Below are 15,107 nucleotides of genomic sequence, written 5' to 3'. Positions count from 1 at the left end.
AAACACCCGGTCCCATCCCGAACCCGGAAGTTAAGCCTGCCAGCGCCAATGGTACTGCAGTCGAGAGGCTGTGGGAGAGTAGGACGCCGCCGGACAAATATTGCGCAGGGCCACCTCACACGAGGTGGCCCTGCTGCTATTACGCTGTAGGACTACGACGGCCGCACGGCCGCAGATGTGAATAGAAGGAGTCATCGTGGCTGAGGATCGTCGAGGTCAGCGGCCCGCTCGCGGCGCTGGAGCATCCGGTCGGTCGACCGGGAAGCCCGCCGTGGGAGGTCGCTCGAACGATCGCCGCGACAGTGGCAAGCCGGGGGAGGACCGCCGTACCGGCGGCAAGCCCGGTCAGGACCGTCGCGGCGCAGGCAAGCCGAGCGGCTCGCGCGGCGACAGCGGCAAGGGCCGTCCCGCCCGGTCGGGGGACTGGAAGCGTCCCGAGGACAAGCAGGCCGCCCGCACGCAGGAGCAGGCGCTCTACGACGGGCCGGACCTGCCTGAGGAGATCACCGGCCAGGAGCTGGACCGCTCCATCGGCGCCCAGCTCAAGGGACTTCCGGAGAAGCTCGCCAACCGCATCGCGCGTCACATGGTCGCTGCCGGTCAGCTGGTCGACGAGGATCCCGAGACCGCCTATCAGCACGCGCTGGCAGCGCGGGTCCGCGCGCCCCGCCTGGCCGTCGTGCGTGAGGCTGCCGGCGAGGCTGCGTACGCTGCCGGGCACTACGCCGAGGCGCTGGCCGAGCTGCGTGCCGCGAAGCGCATGAACGGCGCCACGGCCTACCTGCCGATCATGGCCGACTGCCACCGGGCGCTGAAGCAGCCCGAGATGGCGCTCAAGCTCGCCAAGAGCCCCTCGGTCGTCAACTTCGCCCCCGAGGCCAAGGCGGAGATGACCCTGGTCGAGTCCGGCGCCCGCCGCGACATGGGTCAGCTGGACGCCGCCCTCCGCACCCTGGAGCTGGCTCCGTTGACGTCCAAGAGCCGTGCACCCTGGGTGACGCGGCTGCGTTACGCCTACGCGGACACCCTCGAGGCAGCGGGACGTGACACCGATGCGCTGATGTGGTTCCACCGCACGCACGCGGTCGACAGCGACGAGATGACCGACGCCGCTCAGCGTGCCGAGATCCTGGAGAAGAAGCTCGGCGTCTGACGCCGAACGGCCGTGGCGCCGTGATCATCGTCCGAGGATGCGTACCGTCGCGCCACTGCCAGCCTCGAGCGTGCCCCACTGGAGTCCGTCGCGGAAGCCGAGCCGCACGCGGTCGATGACCGCGATCGCAGCGAGCTCGCTGGACACCTCGAGCACGATCGCGTCTCCCTCTCCCAACGTGCGACCCTCAGGGTTGACCAGCTCCGGACAGAAGCGGTCGGGCTCCGTCGTGACCCCGACCGTGCCGCCGATGCACAGCAACGGAGTCACCGTCACCTCGGTGTTGGCCGTGGCGTGCACCTTGACGCCTGACAGGTGCAGCTCCCGGTCGAAGTCGGCGGCCGGTGCGAAGACGCCGACGTAGACCGGGGTCGAGGCAGGGGTCGACACGGAGATGGTCGTGTCCGACGTCGGGAGCGCGGCGGGGCTGGTCGTGAACCAGACGACGAAGGCGACCACCACGAGGGCCAGCAGCACGCGGACGACGACTCCGGCCCGCGGGCGACGTGGCACCTGCAGGTCGGTGGGTGTGCTCATGCGCAGAGAGTAGGCCCTGGGCAGGGGGCGTGTGGTGCTCCGACGCCCCGTCGCACCTGCTGGACCACCTGGGGGCTGCGCTTCCCAGGTGACAGACTCCGCCCATGAGCACAGTAGAGCGTCCGGCGCTCGAGGGCACCGTCGCGGTCCGTGACGGGCGGCGCCTCAGCTTTGCGGAGTACGGCGCCCCGCGTGGGCCGGCGATCGTGTGGATGCACGGCACACCGGGAGCCCGCCGGCAGATCCCCTTCGAGGCGCGGCACTACGCCGAGGTGCACGGCTTGCGGATCATCGGGATCGATCGTCCCGGCATCGGCTCCTCCACCCCGCACCTCTACCCGAACCTCGTCGACTGGACCGGGGACCTGGCCTTGCTCCTCGATGCACTGGCGGTCGACACCTGTCGCCTGATCGGGCTCTCGGGCGGCGGCCCCTACGTCCTCGCGGCCGGTGCGGCCCTGCCCGAGCGCGTCCACGGTGTCGGGGTCCTCGGCGGGGTGGCTCCCACCGCGGGTCCGGATGCCGCCGAGGGCGGGATCATCCAGCTGGCGGTGGCACTTGCCCCGCTGCTCACCGTGGGGCGGGTGCCGTTGGGGATCGCGCTCACGGGGGCGATCCGCCTGGTGAAGCCGTTGGCGGGCCCGGGGCTCGACCTCTACGCCGCAGTGCAGCCGCCGGGGGACAAGAACCTGCTCTCGCGCCCGGAGTTCAAGGCGATGTTCCTCGACGACCTGCTCAACGGAAGCCGCTTCCAGACCTCGGCCCCGCTGAGCGACCTGGTGCTCTTCACCCGCGACTGGGGCTTCCGAGCGGCCGACGTGAGCGTCCCGGTGCGGTGGTGGCACGGCGACGACGACCACATCGTGCCGTTCCGGCACGGACAGCACATGGTCGACCGCTTGCCGGATGCGACCATGACCGTGATCGACGGGGAGAGTCACCTCGGGGGCCTGGGCATCGCGGAGGAGGTCATCGCCACGCTGATGGAGCTCGGCCCCCGGCGTACGGCGACGACGGCCACGAGCTGACCGAGGCGTTCTTCTGCGCGATTGCACTGGTGCTCAGGGGCCGCATGCGTCACACTGGGGTCATAACTACACACCTGTCACTTGACTGACCGTTCATCGACTGTGAGACCGCTGGGGAAGGCGTAGCTCGCGCCGACGATGAAGGAGGTCATGGTGACCGCACGCACTGCAACCCACGCGGCAACGAGGGGCGTCATCTACGTCCACTCCGCGCCTTCCGCGTTGTGCCCGCACATCGAGTGGGCCGTGGGGGGCGTTCTCGGCGTTGCCGTGAGCATGGAGTGGACCCCCCAGCCCGCCCAGGCCGGCGCCTACCGCGCCGAGCTCTCCTGGGTCGGCTCGGCCGGCTCGGCCGCCCAGATGGCCTCCGCCCTGCGCGGGTGGAACCACCTGCGCTTCGAGGTGACCGAGGAGCCCACGTCGGCCACCGAGGGGACACGCTTCTCCTCCACCCCCGAGCTGGGCGTCTTCCACGCCGTCACGGGCCTGCACGGCGACATCATGATCCCCGAGGACCGGCTGAAGGCCGCCGTCGTCAAGGCGGCGCTGGGGGACACCACGCTGCTGGTGGAGATCGACCGGCTGCTGGGCAAGCCGTGGGACGACGAGCTCGAGACCTTCCGCCACGCCGGCGACGGGGCGCCGGTGCGGTGGCTGCACCAGGTCGTCTGAGGTCGGACGGGCCGCTCGCGCGTCAGCGCGGGGTGATGAGTCGGAAGTAGCTCGGCTTCACGAAGCCGACGTGCTTCTCGTAGCCCTCGGTGTAGGTCACGCGCATGCGGATCCTGAAACGGCCGGGGGTGGTGGAGGCGCGGCAGGTGCGGAAGGTCGTGACGTCCTGTCGCGGCTGGGAGCCGGCATCGGCCAGGACGCTGGCGATCGGGCGGCCCCTGGGGTCGCTGATGAACATCTCCGCCTGCCACTCGTTGTTGGGCGTGGTGATCTTGTAGGCGAAGCGGTAGTTGCGACATCCCTTGCGCAAGATCTGGTCGGGGGCCTTGGTGCTGCCCCAGGACGCGGCGCCGGTCGTGTCGGCCGCAGGCGCAGCGCTCGAGGTGGCCTGGGTCACCCCGACACCGCCCATGGTCATGACGAGGGCGGTCAGGGTCCCGAGAGTCGCAGAGCGCAGCATCACGAATCCTCCGTGTGAGTGATGGACGTCATAGGTACAACGCGACGCCATCCTCCCGGTTACGGTCAAACCGCCCGGTGGGAGTCCTCAGAGCGGGATGTTGCCGTGCTGCCCGTGGAGGACCCCGCGGCTCTGCACCGCCTCGTCGATAGCGCGAGCGATCGCGGAACGAGTGCGATCGGGCGTGACCACCTCGTCGACGACACCGATCTCCACGGCCCTGTCGACGCCGCCGGCGATCCGCTCGTGCTCGGCCGCCAGCTCGGCCTCGACCGTGGGCCGGATCTCGACCGACACCTCGGCGAGCTTGCGGCGGTGCAGGATCCGCACGGCTGCGACGGCGCCCATCACGGCCACCTCGGCCCCCGGCCAGGCGAACACCCTCGTGGCACCCAGCGAGCGGGAGTTCATCGCGATGTAGGCGCCGCCGTAGGTCTTGCGGGTCACCAGCGTGACGCGGGGGACCACGCACTCGCCGAAGGCGTGCAGCAGCTTGGCACCACGTCGTACGACGCCGTCCCACTCCTGGCCGACCCCCGGCAGGTAGCCGGGCACGTCGACCAGCACGATCAGTGGGACCCCGAAGGCGTCGCACATGCGGACGAACCGGGAGGCCTTCTCGGCCGACAGGGAGTCGAGGCAGCCGCCGAGGCGCAACGGGTTGTTGGCGACGACGCCGACCGTGCGGCCACCGAAGCGGCCGAGGGCGGTGACGATGTTGGGCGCCCACTTGGCGTGGAGCTCCTGCATGGAGCCGTCGTCGAGCACACTCTCGACGAGCGGGTGCACGTCGTAGGCGCGCTTCTTGGACTCGGGCAGCATCGAGGCGAGGTCGCGGTCCTCGACGTCGGCGACCCGGAGGCTGCCCTGCGAGCCCAGGAGCGACGCGACGTCGCGGGCGCGGTCGAGCGCGTCCTGCTCGGAGTCGGTGAGGATGTGCACCACGCCGGAGCGCCGGCCGTGGGGCTCGGGTCCGCCGAGGCGCAGCATGTCGACGGCCTCGCCGGTGACCGAGCGGACGACGTCGGGGCCGGTCACGAAGATGCGTCCCTCGGGGCCGAGGATGACGACGTCGGTGAGCGCCGGACCGTAGGCCGCGCCGCCGGCGGCCGGGCCGAGCACGACGGAGATCTGCGGGATCTTGCCCGACGCCTGGGTCATGATCTGGAAGATCCGGCCCACCGCGTGCAGCGACAGGACCCCCTCGGCGAGCCGGGCGCCCCCGGAGTGCCACAGGCCGATGATCGGCAGCTGGTCGGTCATCGCCCGGTGGTAGGCGTCGACCACGACGCGGCAGCCGACGTCGCCCATGGCGCCACCCATGACGGTGGCGTCGGAGCAGAAGGCGACGACGCGGGTCCCGTCGACCAGCCCCACGGCCGCGATCATGCCGGAGTCGTCGTCGGGGGTGATCAGCTCCAGCGACCCCTCGTCCATCAGCGCACGCAAGCGGGTGATGGGGTTGCGGGGGTCCTCGTCCCGGGGCACCTTGACCGGCTTGGGCACGCGGGTGCCGGCGGCCGGCTCGACCGACGTGGTCACGAGGCGCTCCCGAAGGCGACGGCCACGTTGGCGCCACCGAAGCCGAAGGAGTTGTTGAGCGCGGCGATGTCGCCGGCCGGCAGGTCGCGCGGCTTGGTGGCGATGTCGAGGTGGACCTGCGGGTCGAGGTCGTCGAGGTTGATCGTGGGCGGGACCAGGCGGTGGTGCAGGGCCAGGACCGTCGCGATCGACTCGAGCGCGCCCGCGCCGCCGAGCAGGTGACCGGTCATCGACTTGGTGCTCGTGACGACCACGCGCTCGGCGTGGGCGCCGAGCGTCGCGTGGAGCATCAGGCCCTCGGCGATGTCGCCCTGAGGCGTCGACGTCGCGTGGGCGTTGACGTGCGCGATGTCCTCGGGGGAGATGTCGGACTCGTGGAGCGCGCGCAGGATGGCGCGCGAGCCCCCACGACCCTGGGGGTCGGGCTGCGCGATGTCGTGGGAGTCGGCGGTGATCCCAGCACCGAGGACCTCCGCGTAGATGCGGGCTCCGCGAGCACGGGCGTGCTCCTCGGACTCCAGCACCAGGACGCCGGCGCCCTCGCCGAGGACGAAGCCGTCGCGGCCGGTGTCCCAGGGGCGCGACACGGTGGTCGGGTCCCCGGCGTTCTTGGACAGCGCCATCATGTTGGCGAAGGCCGCCATCGGCAGCGGGTGGATCGCTGCCTCGGTGCCGCCCGCGACGACCACGTCGGCTCGGCCCAGACGGATCTGGTCGAGCGCCAGCGCGATGCCCTCGTTGCCCGAGGCGCAGGCGGACACCGGGGTGTTCACCGCGGCCCGGGCCCCGATGTAGAGGCTGATGTTGGCAGCCGGTGCGTTGGGCATGAGCATCGGGACAGCCAGGGGAGAGACCCGTCGGGGTCCCTTCTCCTTGAGGATGTCGTAGTTGGCGAGCAGCGTGTTGACCCCGCCGATGCCGGAGGCCATCGCCACGCCGACCCGGTCACCATCGACGGTGCCGTCCTGGACGGACCCCTCGAGACCGGCATCGCGCCAAGCCTCCATCGCGGCGACCATCGCGAACTGCGACGAGCGGTCGAGTCGACGGGCCTTGACCCGCTCGAGGACCTCGGTCGGCTCGACGGCGATGCGGCCGGCGATCTTGACGGCCATGTCCTGGGCCCAGTCCTCCGTGAGGTGGCGGATGCCCGACCGACCGTTGATGAGGGAGTCCCAGGTGCTGGCAACGTCGCCACCGACCGGGCTGGTGGTGCCCATGCCGGTGACGAAGACGCGCGTGCGGCTGCTCATAGAGTGGCTCTCAGGCCTGGGCGCGCTCGATGAACGCGACCGCGTCCCCGACCGTCTTGAGGTTCTTGACCTCGTCGTCGGGGATGGAGACGCCGAACTTCTCCTCGGCAGCCACGACGACCTCGACCATGGACAGCGAGTCGACGTCGAGGTCGTCGACGAAGGACTTGTCGAGCTGGACGTCGTCGGCGTCGATGCCGGCGACCTCGTTGACGATCTCGGCGAGGTCGGCGCGGATCTCTTCGGTGGTGGCCATGGTGGCTTCCTTATCTGTGTGGTTTCACTGAGGTGGTGCGTCTGGGGGTGGTGCGGGTGGTGCTCGGGGTGGTGCGATCAGGGGACGACGACGACCTGGGCCGCGTAGGCCAGGCCGGCGCCGAAGGCGATGAGCAGGGCGAGGTCGCCCGAGCGGGCCTCTCCGTCGGCGACCATCCGGTCGAGCGCGAGCGGGACCGAGGCAGCCGACGTGTTGCCCATCTCAGCGATGTCGCGGGCGATGCGGATCGTGGAGGGCAGCTTCATGGAGCGCGCCAGGGCGTCCACGATGCGCATGTTGGCCTGGTGGGGGATGAAGCAGTCGAGCTCGTCGGCAGTCACGCCGGCCCGGTCGAGGGCCTCCTGGCCGACCTTGGCCATCGCGAAGGCGGCCCAACGGAAGACCGCGTTGCCCTCCATCTTCAGGTAGGGCATGGAGGGGCTCTCGCCGGCGAGCACGTCGCGCCAGTCCTCGCGCTGCCGGATGTGGTCGAAGTGCTCGCCCTGCGAGCCCCACACGACCGGACCGATGCCCGGGGTCTCGCTCGGTCCGACGACGACCGCACCGGCGCCGTCGGCGAAGATGAACGCCGTCCCGCGGTCGGTCGGGTCGGTGATGTCGGAGAGCCGCTCGACCCCGATGACCAGCACGTGGCCGGCGCTGCCCGCGCGCACGAAGTCACTGGCCATGGCCACGCCGTGGCAGAAGCCGGCGCAGGCCGCGGAGATGTCGAAGGCCGCTGCGTCGTCGGTGCCGAGCTCGTGGGCAACGAGGGTGGCGACGGCGGGTGTCTGCATGAGGTGGCTGACAGTGGCCACGACGACGCAGTCGATCTGCCGGGCATCGATGCCGGCGCGCTCGAGCGCGATGCGTGCCGCTGCGACGGACATCATCTGCACGCTCTCGTGCGGTCCCGCGAAGCGACGCTCCTTGATGCCCGAGCGTTGCTGGATCCACTCGTCGCTCGACTCGATCGCGTCGACGATCTCGGAGTTGGGGACGATGCGGTCGGGTCGGTAGGCGCCGACTCCCAGGATGGCGGTGTGGGTCGAGCCGGTGCTGGGGGTGATCACGAGTAGCTGCCCACGGGGTGGAGGCGCAGGAGGGGCTGCCCCGGGGAGACCAGGTCGCCGTCCTCGACGAGCCACTCGACGACCTCGCCGCCGTGGGCCGCGGTGATCACGATGCGGTCGCGCAGGCTGGCGATGTCGCCGATCGTCGCGCCAGCCTCGAGGACGTCGGCGTCAGCCGCCGCGCCGTCGAGGTGGAAGGTGCCCTTGGCGGGGGAGACGACCATCCGCCAGGTCGGCGTCGTGTTCATCAACGAGCCCTCGCCGTGCTTGTCGCAGAACGCGCGGGCGTCGTCGAGCTGGTCGGGGGTCTTGAGGGCGAAGGTCTCGACACCCTTGAGGGCTCGCTTGGCGATGCCGGTCAGGGTGCCCGCGGGCGGCATCTCCAAGATGCCGGTCACGCCGAGGTCTGTCATGGTGTCGAGGCACAGGTCCCAGCGCACGGGGCTGGCGATCTGACCCACGATGCGCTTGAGGACCTCGCGACCGTCGTGGATGACGTGGCCGTCCTTGTTGGAGATCAGCGGGATGCGCGGGTCGTGCACGGAGACCGACTGCGCCAGGCGGGCGACGTGGCCGACCGCCGGCTGCATGTGCGTGGTGTGGAAGGCGCCCGCGACCGTGAGGGGCATCAGCCGCGCCTTGGCCGGGGGAGCGGCGGCGAGCGCCGCGAGCTGCTCCATGGTGCCGGCCGCGACGATCTGGCCCGGGCCGTTGTCGTTGGCCGGGGTGAGTCCGTGCTCGGCCAGGGCGGCCAGGACCTCGTCGCGGTCCCCACCGAGGACCGCGGTCATGCCGGTCGGGGTCACGGCTGCTGCATCGGCCATGGCCTTGCCGCGCTCGCGCACCAGGACCATGGCCTGCTCGGCGGTGATGGTGCGGGCGCCGGCTGCCGCGGCGAGCTCACCCACGCTGTGGCCGGCGAGCGCCCCCACGCGCTCGAAGGCGTCCATCGGGTGGGGGAAGAGCTCGAGTGCTGCCACCAGGCCGGTCGCGACCAGCAGGGGCTGGGCGATCTTGGTGTCACGGATGGTGTCGGCGTCGGCCTCGGTGCCGTAGTGGGCCAGGTCGAGGCCGGCGACGGTCGAGAGCCAGCCGATGCGGGCGCCGAAGACCGGGTCCTCCAGCCAGGGCGTGAGGAAGCCGGGGGTCTGGGCCCCTTGTCCGGGGGCGACGATGACGAGCACCCCTTCACTGTGCCGCTCGGGGGCTCCCGGATCGCGTCCGACGCAGACGAATCTGACCGGCGGTTCTTTGTAGGGTTCCTACAACTCACGCCCGGACTGACGTCCGAGCACGAGCGCGATCTGGAGGGTCAGCGCGTCGCGGGGCTGGGACGGGGAGAACCCCGTCGTCTCGGCGACCTGCCGCAGCCGGTAGCGCACGGTGTTGGCGTGCACGAAGAGCACGCGCGCGGTCGCCTCCAACGAGGACCCCGTCGCGAAGTAGGCGGCCAGGGTCTCGATGAGCGTTCCGCGGGCCTGGTGCAGCGGGAGGTAGATCTCCTCCACGAGGTGGCGCCGGGCGTGCCCGTCGCCGGCCAGGGCCCGCTCGGGCAGGAGGTCGCTCGAACGCACCGGACGTGGTGCCTCCGGCCAGCCGGAGGCGGCGCGGTAGGCCGAGAGCGCCGCGCGCGCGGAGAGGTGGGCGTGACCGAGGTCCTCGGTGACGGGCCCGACCACTACCGGCCCGTCCGCCACCAGCTCGACCAGGGGCGCGGCAGCGGTCGCCTCGTCCTCCACGCCGCCCAGCAGCACCACCAGGCGGTCGCCCTGCACCGCGCAGAGCGCGTCCATGCCGACCTCGCGCGCTGCTCGTCGTACGGCGTCGAAGAGGTCGGTCTCGTTGCGACGCTCGGGCATGGTCGCGAGGACCACGGCGACCTGGCCGCGGGCGCCCCAGCCGACGGCGCTCGCCCGGGAGAGGACGGACTCGTCGGTCTCGGCCCTCAGCACCGAGTCGACCACCAGTGCCTCGAGGCGCGCGTCCCAGGCCCCGCGCGCCTCGGCAGCCTTCGCGTAGACCTCGGCGGTGGCGAACGCGACCTCCCGTGCGTAGCGGAGCACGGCGGCGTGGACGGCGGGTGCGTCCTCGGGGTCGAGGAGGCCGTCGATGTTGGTCTCCACCACCTCGATCGAGAGCCGGACCAGGTCGACGGTCTGCTGGAGCGTGATCACGCCGGCAAGCGCCCGTGGTGCGGCCCCGAAGATGGAGGCGGCGAGCGCCGGACCCTCGGCATCGGTGACGGCCACGTCGGAGCGGTACCAGTCGAGGAAGCTCTTGATGCCGGCCTGCACGATGAGGCCGACCCAGGAGCGGTCCTGGGCGCTCAGCTCGCGAAACCACGGCATGTCGGCCTCCATGCGGGTCATGGCGGCCGTGCTGAGGGTGCCGGAGGAGCGCTGCAGCGCCATCGCCGCCCGGCGGCGGGGGTCGGCGGGCGGTCTGCGGGGCACCCTGCGACCCTAGTCGCAGAGGGAGGCCGCCGGGAGCGGGTGGTCGACTGGCCGAACGGCTCGAGAACGTCACCCGAATGGGCAGTTCTCGCCCGTGGGCAAGGGAATTCCTCGAAATCTGGATGGTCCTCGTGCCAACGGAGGGTGACCTCTGGTTGAATCCTCGAACTCGCCGGTGACAGGAGGCCTCCGTGACGGAGTCACAGCACGACGTGCAGTACCTCACGATCCACGGGCACCGGCGCGCGTTCGTCAAGGTGGGTCAGGGACCGGCCGTGCTCCTGCTGCACGGGCTGGGGTGTGACCACACGACCTGGTCACCCATCATCGACACCCTCGCCAAGCGCTACACGGTCATCGCACCCGACCTGTTGGGTCACGGCCGCTCGGACAAGCCGCGTGCCGACTACAGCGTCGGCGGCTACGCCAACGGCATGCGCGACCTCCTGACGGTGCTCGGCATCGACAAGGTCACCGTGGTGGGGCACAGCTTCGGCGGGGGAGTGGCGATGCAGTTCGCCTACCAGTTCCCCGAGCGGACCGAGCGGATGATGCTGGTGGCCTCCGGTGGGCTCGGGCCCGAGGTCGCGCCGATCATCCGGGCGATCACCACGCCGGGCTACCACCAGGTGATGAGCGTCCTGACCGCCCCCGGGGTGCGGCACGTCGGGATCGCCGGGATGAGGGCGCTGTCCGGCACGGGGTGGAAGTCGACGCGTGACCTAGCCGAGGTCGCCGACATCTTCGACACCTTCAAGGACCCCCACGCCCGGCACGCGATCCGGCACGTCGTGCGGGCCGTGGTCGACTGGAGGGGCCAGATCGTCACGATGGCGGACCGCGCCTACCTCACCGACGCCATGCCGATGTCCGTGGTCTGGGGTCGCGACGACAAGGTCATCCCGGTGCGCCACGCGAGCAACGCGGCCGCCCTGGCGCCGCTGGCCCGCATCGAGGTCATCCCCAATGCGGGGCACTTCCCGCACAAGGACCACCCGCAGCGCTTCGCCAAGATCCTGCACGAGTTCATCCGCTCCACGCAGCCCGCGACCTACAGCCGGGCCAAGTGGCGCAACCTGCTGCGCAACGGCCAGGTGGGTCCCGTCAGCCCCGTCGCAACGGTCACGAGCATCACCAGCGCCTGACGGCGTCGTACGACGAAGGGCGGTGACCTCGCGGTCACCGCCCTTCGTCGTGCTGCTCGTCCCAGGGACTAGGCGTCGCCGCCCTCCTGCTTGACCCCGGACACGGCAGTGGGGTCGTCGATGCGGTACTTCTCGAACGCCTTCACGACCTGGTCGCGGTCGATCTCACCGGCGTCGGCCAGGGCCTGGAGGGCCTGGACGACGACAGACTCGGCGTCGATGTGGAAGAACCGGCGCGCGGCGGGGCGGGTGTCGGCGAAGCCGAACCCGTCGGCGCCGAGCACGCGGTAGTCGCCCGGCACCCAGCGCGCGATCTGCAGCGGCACGGCGCACATGTAGTCCGACACCGCGACGACGGGACCGCGAGCGTCCGCGAGCTTGTCACGGACGTAGGCGCGGCGCGGCTCCTCGCCCGGGTTGAGGAGGTTCCACTCCTCGGCCTGGATGGCGTCGCGGGCGAGCTCGTTCCACGAGGTGACCGACCAGGTGTCGGCCTGGACGCCCCACTCCTCGCGGAGCAGCTGGGCGGCCTTGGTCACCCACGGGAAGCCGACGCCCGAGGCGAGCAGCTGGACCCGTGGACCGTCACCGTCGGTCTGCGCGACCTGGTGGATGCCGCGCAGGATGCCCTCGGCGTCCACGCCCTCCGGCTCGGCCGGCTGGTGGACCGGCTCGTTGTAGACGGTGAGGTAGAAGATGACGTCCTCGGCGTGCTCTCCGTACATCGGCTCGAGGCCCGACTGCATGATGTGCGCGACCTCGTAGGCGAAGGCGGGGTCCGAGTGCACGACCGCCGGGTTGGTCGCCGCGATCAGCGGGGAGTGGCCGTCGGCGTGCTGGAGGCCCTCGCCCGTCAGCGTCGTGCGACCGGCCGTGGCCCCGATCAGGAAGCCGCGGGCCAGCTGGTCGGCCATGGCCCAGATCGAGTCACCCGTGCGCTGGAACCCGAACATCGAGTAGAAGATGTAGAACGGGATCATGTGCTCGCCGTGCGTGGAGTAGGCCGAGCCCGCCGCGGTCGCCGAGGCCATCGCGCCGGCCTCGGAGATGCCCTCGTGGAGCATCTGGCCCTGCTTGGACTCCTTGTAGGAGAGCAACATGTTGCGGTCGACCGAGTCGTACTGCTGACCGCCCGGGTTGTAGACCTTCGCCGACGGGAACATCGCGTCCATGCCGAAGGTGCGGTACTCGTCGGGCGCGATCGGCACGATGCGGTTGCCGATCTCGGGGTCCTTCATCCAGTCCTTGAGCAACCGGACGACGGCCATGGTCGTGGCGACGGAGTGCTTGCCGCCGCCCTGCTTGAGCTCGGAGTAGACCTTGTCGGCGGGCAGCGTGAGGTTCTTGGCACGCAGCACCCGCTTGGGCACCGAGCCGCCGAGGGCCTTGCGGCGCTCCATCATGTACTCGATCTCGGGGGCGTCCTTGCCGGGGTGGAAGAACGGCGCGGCCCCGGTCTCCTCGTAGGAACGCTCGAGGTCGCGGTCGGAGATCGGCAGGTAGAGCCGGTCGCGGAACTTCTTGAGGTCGTCGGGGGTGAGCTTCTTCATCTGGTGGCTGGCGTTCTTGCCCTCCAGCCCGTCGATGGTCCAGCCCTTGATCGTCTTGGCGAGGATCACGGTCGGCTGCCCGACGTGCTTGCTGGCCGCGTCGAACGCCGCGTAGACCTTGCGGTAGTCGTGACCACCGCGGGGCAGCTTGACGATCTGCTGGTCGCTCATGTGCTCGACCATCTTGCGCAGGCGCGGGTCCCCGCCGAAGAAGTTCTCGCGGATGTAGCCGCCGTCTTCGGTGGAGTAGGTCTGGAAGGCGCCGTCGGGGGTGGTGTTCATCTTGTTGACCAGCACGCCGTCGACGTCACGCGCCAGCAGCGGGTCCCACTCCTGGCCCCACACGACCTTGATGACGTTCCACCCGGCACCGCGGAAGTTGGCCTCGAGCTCCTGGATGATCTTGCCGTTGCCGGTGACCGGGCCGTCGAGCTGCTGGAGGTTGCAGTTGATCACCCACGTCAGGTTGTCGAGCTCCTCGCGGGCCGCGATCCGGATCGCACCCAACGACTCGGGCTCGGCCATCTCGCCGTCACCGAGGAAGGCCCAGACGTGCTGCTCGCTGGTGTCCTTGATGCCGCGGTTGGCGAGGTAGCGGTTGAAGCGTGCCTGGTAGATGGAGTTGATGCCGGTGAGCCCCATGGAGACCGTGGGGAACTCCCAGAAGTCCGGCATGAGGCGGGGGTGCGGGTAGGAGGGCAGACCCTTGCCGGCCCCGTGCTGGACCTCCTGGCGGAAGCGGTAGAGCTGCTCCTCGCTCAGGCGGCCCTCGAGGTAGGCGCGCGCGTAGACACCCGGGGAGCCGTGGCCCTGGATGTAGATCTGGTCGCCCCCGCCGGGGTGGTCCTTGCCGCGGAAGAAGTGGTTGAAGCCGACCTCGTAGAGGCTGGCCGAGGACTGGTAGGTGGCGATGTGGCCGCCGACCTCCAGGCCCTTGCGATTAGCGCTCGACACCATGATCGCGGCGTTCCACCGGAGGAAGGCACGGATGCGCCGCTCCACCTCGAGGTCACCGGGGAACCACGGCTCGCGCTCGGGCGGGATGGTGTTGATGTAGTCGGTGCTGCGCAGCGCCGGAACGCCCACGTTGCTCTCACGGGCCCTCTCGAGCAGTCGCAGCATGACGTAGCGGGCGCGTTCGCGGCCGCGCTCCGAGACCAGGTCGTCGAAGGACGCCAGCCAGTCGGAGGTCTCGTCGGGGTCGATGTCGGGCAGCTGGGTCGGCAGTCCCTCATGGATCACGGAGGTGACGGTGCCTGGACGGGTGCCTGAAGTGGAGGGTGTTTCTTCGGTCACCCGCCCATCGTCGCACGCGGGAGAACCCGGAGAAATTTACTGACGGGTAGTCCCACGCGGCGGTCCCGGTAGGGCTCCGCGTACGGTGCGGAGCGGTCCACCGGGTGCACAACAGGCACGAGAGGTTGCGCGGGTGGCGCAACTCCGGTGGACTACTCCCCACACCAACCCGCCTGACGGCGGGATATCTCGCACCATGACTGGAGGAACCAGTGAGCTCGACCGCGGGTGGCGGGTCCACCCAGACAGGATCTGTCACCGGACCCGCCGAAAGGCTCGGCTTCAAGCCGGGCATGGTCATCCAGGAGCTCGGCTGGGACAACGACACCGACGACGACCTCAGGGTCGCCATCGAGGACGCCCTCGACGCGGACATGGTGGACGGTGACTACGGCAACGTCGCGGACGCCGTGCTGCTGTGGTGGCGCAAGGAGGACGGCGACCTGGTCGACGGGCTCGTCGACTCGCTCACCGACCTGGTCGGAGGAGGCGTCATCTGGCTGCTGACGCCGAAGATCGGCCGCCCCAACGCCGTCGACGCCGCTGACATCGCCGAGGCGGCGCCGGTCGCGGGCCTGGCCCAGACGACCACGGCCGCGGTCAGCAAGGACTGGGCCGCCACGCGCCTGGTGGCGCCCAAGACGCCTGCCTGACCCTGGCTCGGCCCACCGACCGCCCCAACTCGACGT

The 15,107-nt window shown here is 70.5% G+C and carries 14 protein-coding genes and 1 rRNA gene; 6 read left to right on the top strand and 9 right to left on the bottom strand.

Features of this window, described 5'->3' with window-relative positions; all coding sequences use genetic code 11:
• Together rrf and RMN98_RS15940 are read left to right on the top strand one after the other, a co-directional pair.
• Nucleotides 1-95, top strand: a 5S ribosomal RNA gene (rrf, locus tag RMN98_RS15945); the annotation flags it as partial.
• A gap of 176 nt (nt 96-271) precedes the next feature.
• Nucleotides 272-1,153: a tetratricopeptide repeat protein gene (locus tag RMN98_RS15940; RefSeq protein ID WP_309649797.1), complete on the top strand. Its 882-nt coding sequence runs from the start codon at nt 272-274 to the stop codon at nt 1,151-1,153.
• Nucleotides 1,154-1,177: 24 nt separating this feature from the next.
• Here the strand turns inward: RMN98_RS15940 and RMN98_RS15935 are convergent, their stop codons facing one another.
• Nucleotides 1,178-1,690: a hypothetical protein gene (locus RMN98_RS15935; RefSeq protein WP_309649796.1), complete on the bottom strand. Its 513-nt coding sequence runs from the start codon at nt 1,688-1,690 to the stop codon at nt 1,178-1,180.
• A 104-nt stretch (nt 1,691-1,794) separates the two neighbouring features.
• On the opposite strand from RMN98_RS15935, the gene RMN98_RS15930 reads away from it, so the two are divergent.
• Complete coding sequence (locus RMN98_RS15930; RefSeq protein ID WP_309649795.1) at nt 1,795-2,718, top strand: alpha/beta hydrolase; 924 nt, start codon at nt 1,795-1,797, stop codon at nt 2,716-2,718.
• 150 nt (nt 2,719-2,868) lie between these two features.
• Nucleotides 2,869-3,390 carry a DUF3145 domain-containing protein gene (locus tag RMN98_RS15925; protein WP_397209822.1) on the top strand — a complete coding sequence of 174 codons (522 nt, stop codon included), beginning with the start codon at nt 2,869-2,871 and terminating at the stop codon, nt 3,388-3,390.
• Between the two features lie 22 nt (nt 3,391-3,412).
• Here the strand turns inward: RMN98_RS15925 and RMN98_RS15920 are convergent, their stop codons facing one another.
• From RMN98_RS15920 to RMN98_RS15890, 7 genes are all read right to left on the bottom strand, one after another.
• Nucleotides 3,413-3,850, bottom strand: coding sequence for a hypothetical protein (locus RMN98_RS15920; RefSeq protein ID WP_309649793.1), 438 nt, complete (start codon nt 3,848-3,850; stop codon nt 3,413-3,415).
• 87 nt (nt 3,851-3,937) lie between these two features.
• Entirely contained in the window at nt 3,938-5,287 is a 1,350-nt protein-coding gene (locus RMN98_RS15915) for a carboxyl transferase domain-containing protein (protein ID WP_309649798.1), read from the bottom strand.
• A 101-nt stretch (nt 5,288-5,388) separates the two neighbouring features.
• On the bottom strand, nt 5,389-6,645 hold the full coding sequence (locus RMN98_RS15910; RefSeq protein ID WP_309649792.1) for a beta-ketoacyl-[acyl-carrier-protein] synthase II: 1,257 nt from the start codon (nt 6,643-6,645) through the stop codon (nt 5,389-5,391).
• 10 nt (nt 6,646-6,655) lie between these two features.
• Nucleotides 6,656-6,901 carry an acyl carrier protein gene (locus tag RMN98_RS15905; RefSeq protein WP_028645031.1) on the bottom strand — a complete coding sequence of 82 codons (246 nt, stop codon included), beginning with the start codon at nt 6,899-6,901 and terminating at the stop codon, nt 6,656-6,658.
• Nucleotides 6,902-6,978: 77 nt separating this feature from the next.
• Complete coding sequence (locus RMN98_RS15900; RefSeq protein ID WP_309649791.1) at nt 6,979-7,974, bottom strand: beta-ketoacyl-ACP synthase III; 996 nt, start codon at nt 7,972-7,974, stop codon at nt 6,979-6,981.
• Nucleotides 7,971-9,158, bottom strand: a complete 1,188-nt coding sequence (locus RMN98_RS15895; protein ID WP_309649790.1) for an acyltransferase domain-containing protein — start codon at nt 9,156-9,158, stop codon at nt 7,971-7,973. Before RMN98_RS15895 ends, RMN98_RS15900 begins: the two co-directional genes overlap by 4 nt.
• Nucleotides 9,159-9,236: 78 nt before the next feature.
• Complete coding sequence (locus RMN98_RS15890) at nt 9,237-10,427, bottom strand: helix-turn-helix domain-containing protein (RefSeq protein WP_309649789.1); 1,191 nt, start codon at nt 10,425-10,427, stop codon at nt 9,237-9,239.
• Between the two features lie 191 nt (nt 10,428-10,618).
• Here RMN98_RS15890 and RMN98_RS15885 point away from each other — a divergent pair, with 191 nt between their 5' ends.
• Nucleotides 10,619-11,572, top strand: coding sequence for an alpha/beta fold hydrolase (locus RMN98_RS15885; RefSeq protein WP_309649788.1), 954 nt, complete (start codon nt 10,619-10,621; stop codon nt 11,570-11,572).
• A gap of 68 nt (nt 11,573-11,640) precedes the next feature.
• Here RMN98_RS15885 and aceE read toward each other — a convergent pair whose 3' ends face one another.
• Complete coding sequence (gene aceE, locus RMN98_RS15880; RefSeq protein ID WP_397209817.1) at nt 11,641-14,418, bottom strand: pyruvate dehydrogenase (acetyl-transferring), homodimeric type; 2,778 nt, start codon at nt 14,416-14,418, stop codon at nt 11,641-11,643.
• Between the two features lie 212 nt (nt 14,419-14,630).
• Here aceE and RMN98_RS15875 point away from each other — a divergent pair, with 212 nt between their 5' ends.
• Complete coding sequence (locus tag RMN98_RS15875) at nt 14,631-15,071, top strand: DUF3052 domain-containing protein (RefSeq protein WP_309649786.1); 441 nt, start codon at nt 14,631-14,633, stop codon at nt 15,069-15,071.
• Nucleotides 15,072-15,107: the final 36 nt, after the last annotated feature.

The organism is Nocardioides sp. (genome assembly GCF_031397825.1).
GTDB lineage: Bacteria > Actinomycetota > Actinomycetes > Propionibacteriales > Nocardioidaceae > Nocardioides.
This window is presented reverse-complemented; position numbering and strand designations above follow the sequence as displayed.

Bases quoted from the DNA above. Each gene is read 5' to 3' on its own strand.
- RMN98_RS15925 (WP_397209822.1), top strand. From the start codon at position 2,869: ATGGTGACCGCACGCACTGCAACCCACGCGGCAACGAGGGGCGTCATC.
- RMN98_RS15915 (WP_309649798.1), bottom strand. From the start codon at position 5,287: ATGGACGAGGGGTCGCTGGAGCTGATCACCCCCGACGACGACTCCGGC.
- RMN98_RS15920 (WP_309649793.1), bottom strand. From the start codon at position 3,850: ATGCTGCGCTCTGCGACTCTCGGGACCCTGACCGCCCTCGTCATGACC.
- RMN98_RS15930 (WP_309649795.1), top strand. From the start codon at position 1,795: ATGAGCACAGTAGAGCGTCCGGCGCTCGAGGGCACCGTCGCGGTCCGT.
- RMN98_RS15905 (WP_028645031.1), bottom strand. From the start codon at position 6,901: ATGGCCACCACCGAAGAGATCCGCGCCGACCTCGCCGAGATCGTCAAC.
- RMN98_RS15910 (WP_309649792.1), bottom strand. From the start codon at position 6,645: ATGAGCAGCCGCACGCGCGTCTTCGTCACCGGCATGGGCACCACCAGC.
- RMN98_RS15935 (WP_309649796.1), bottom strand. From the start codon at position 1,690: ATGAGCACACCCACCGACCTGCAGGTGCCACGTCGCCCGCGGGCCGGA.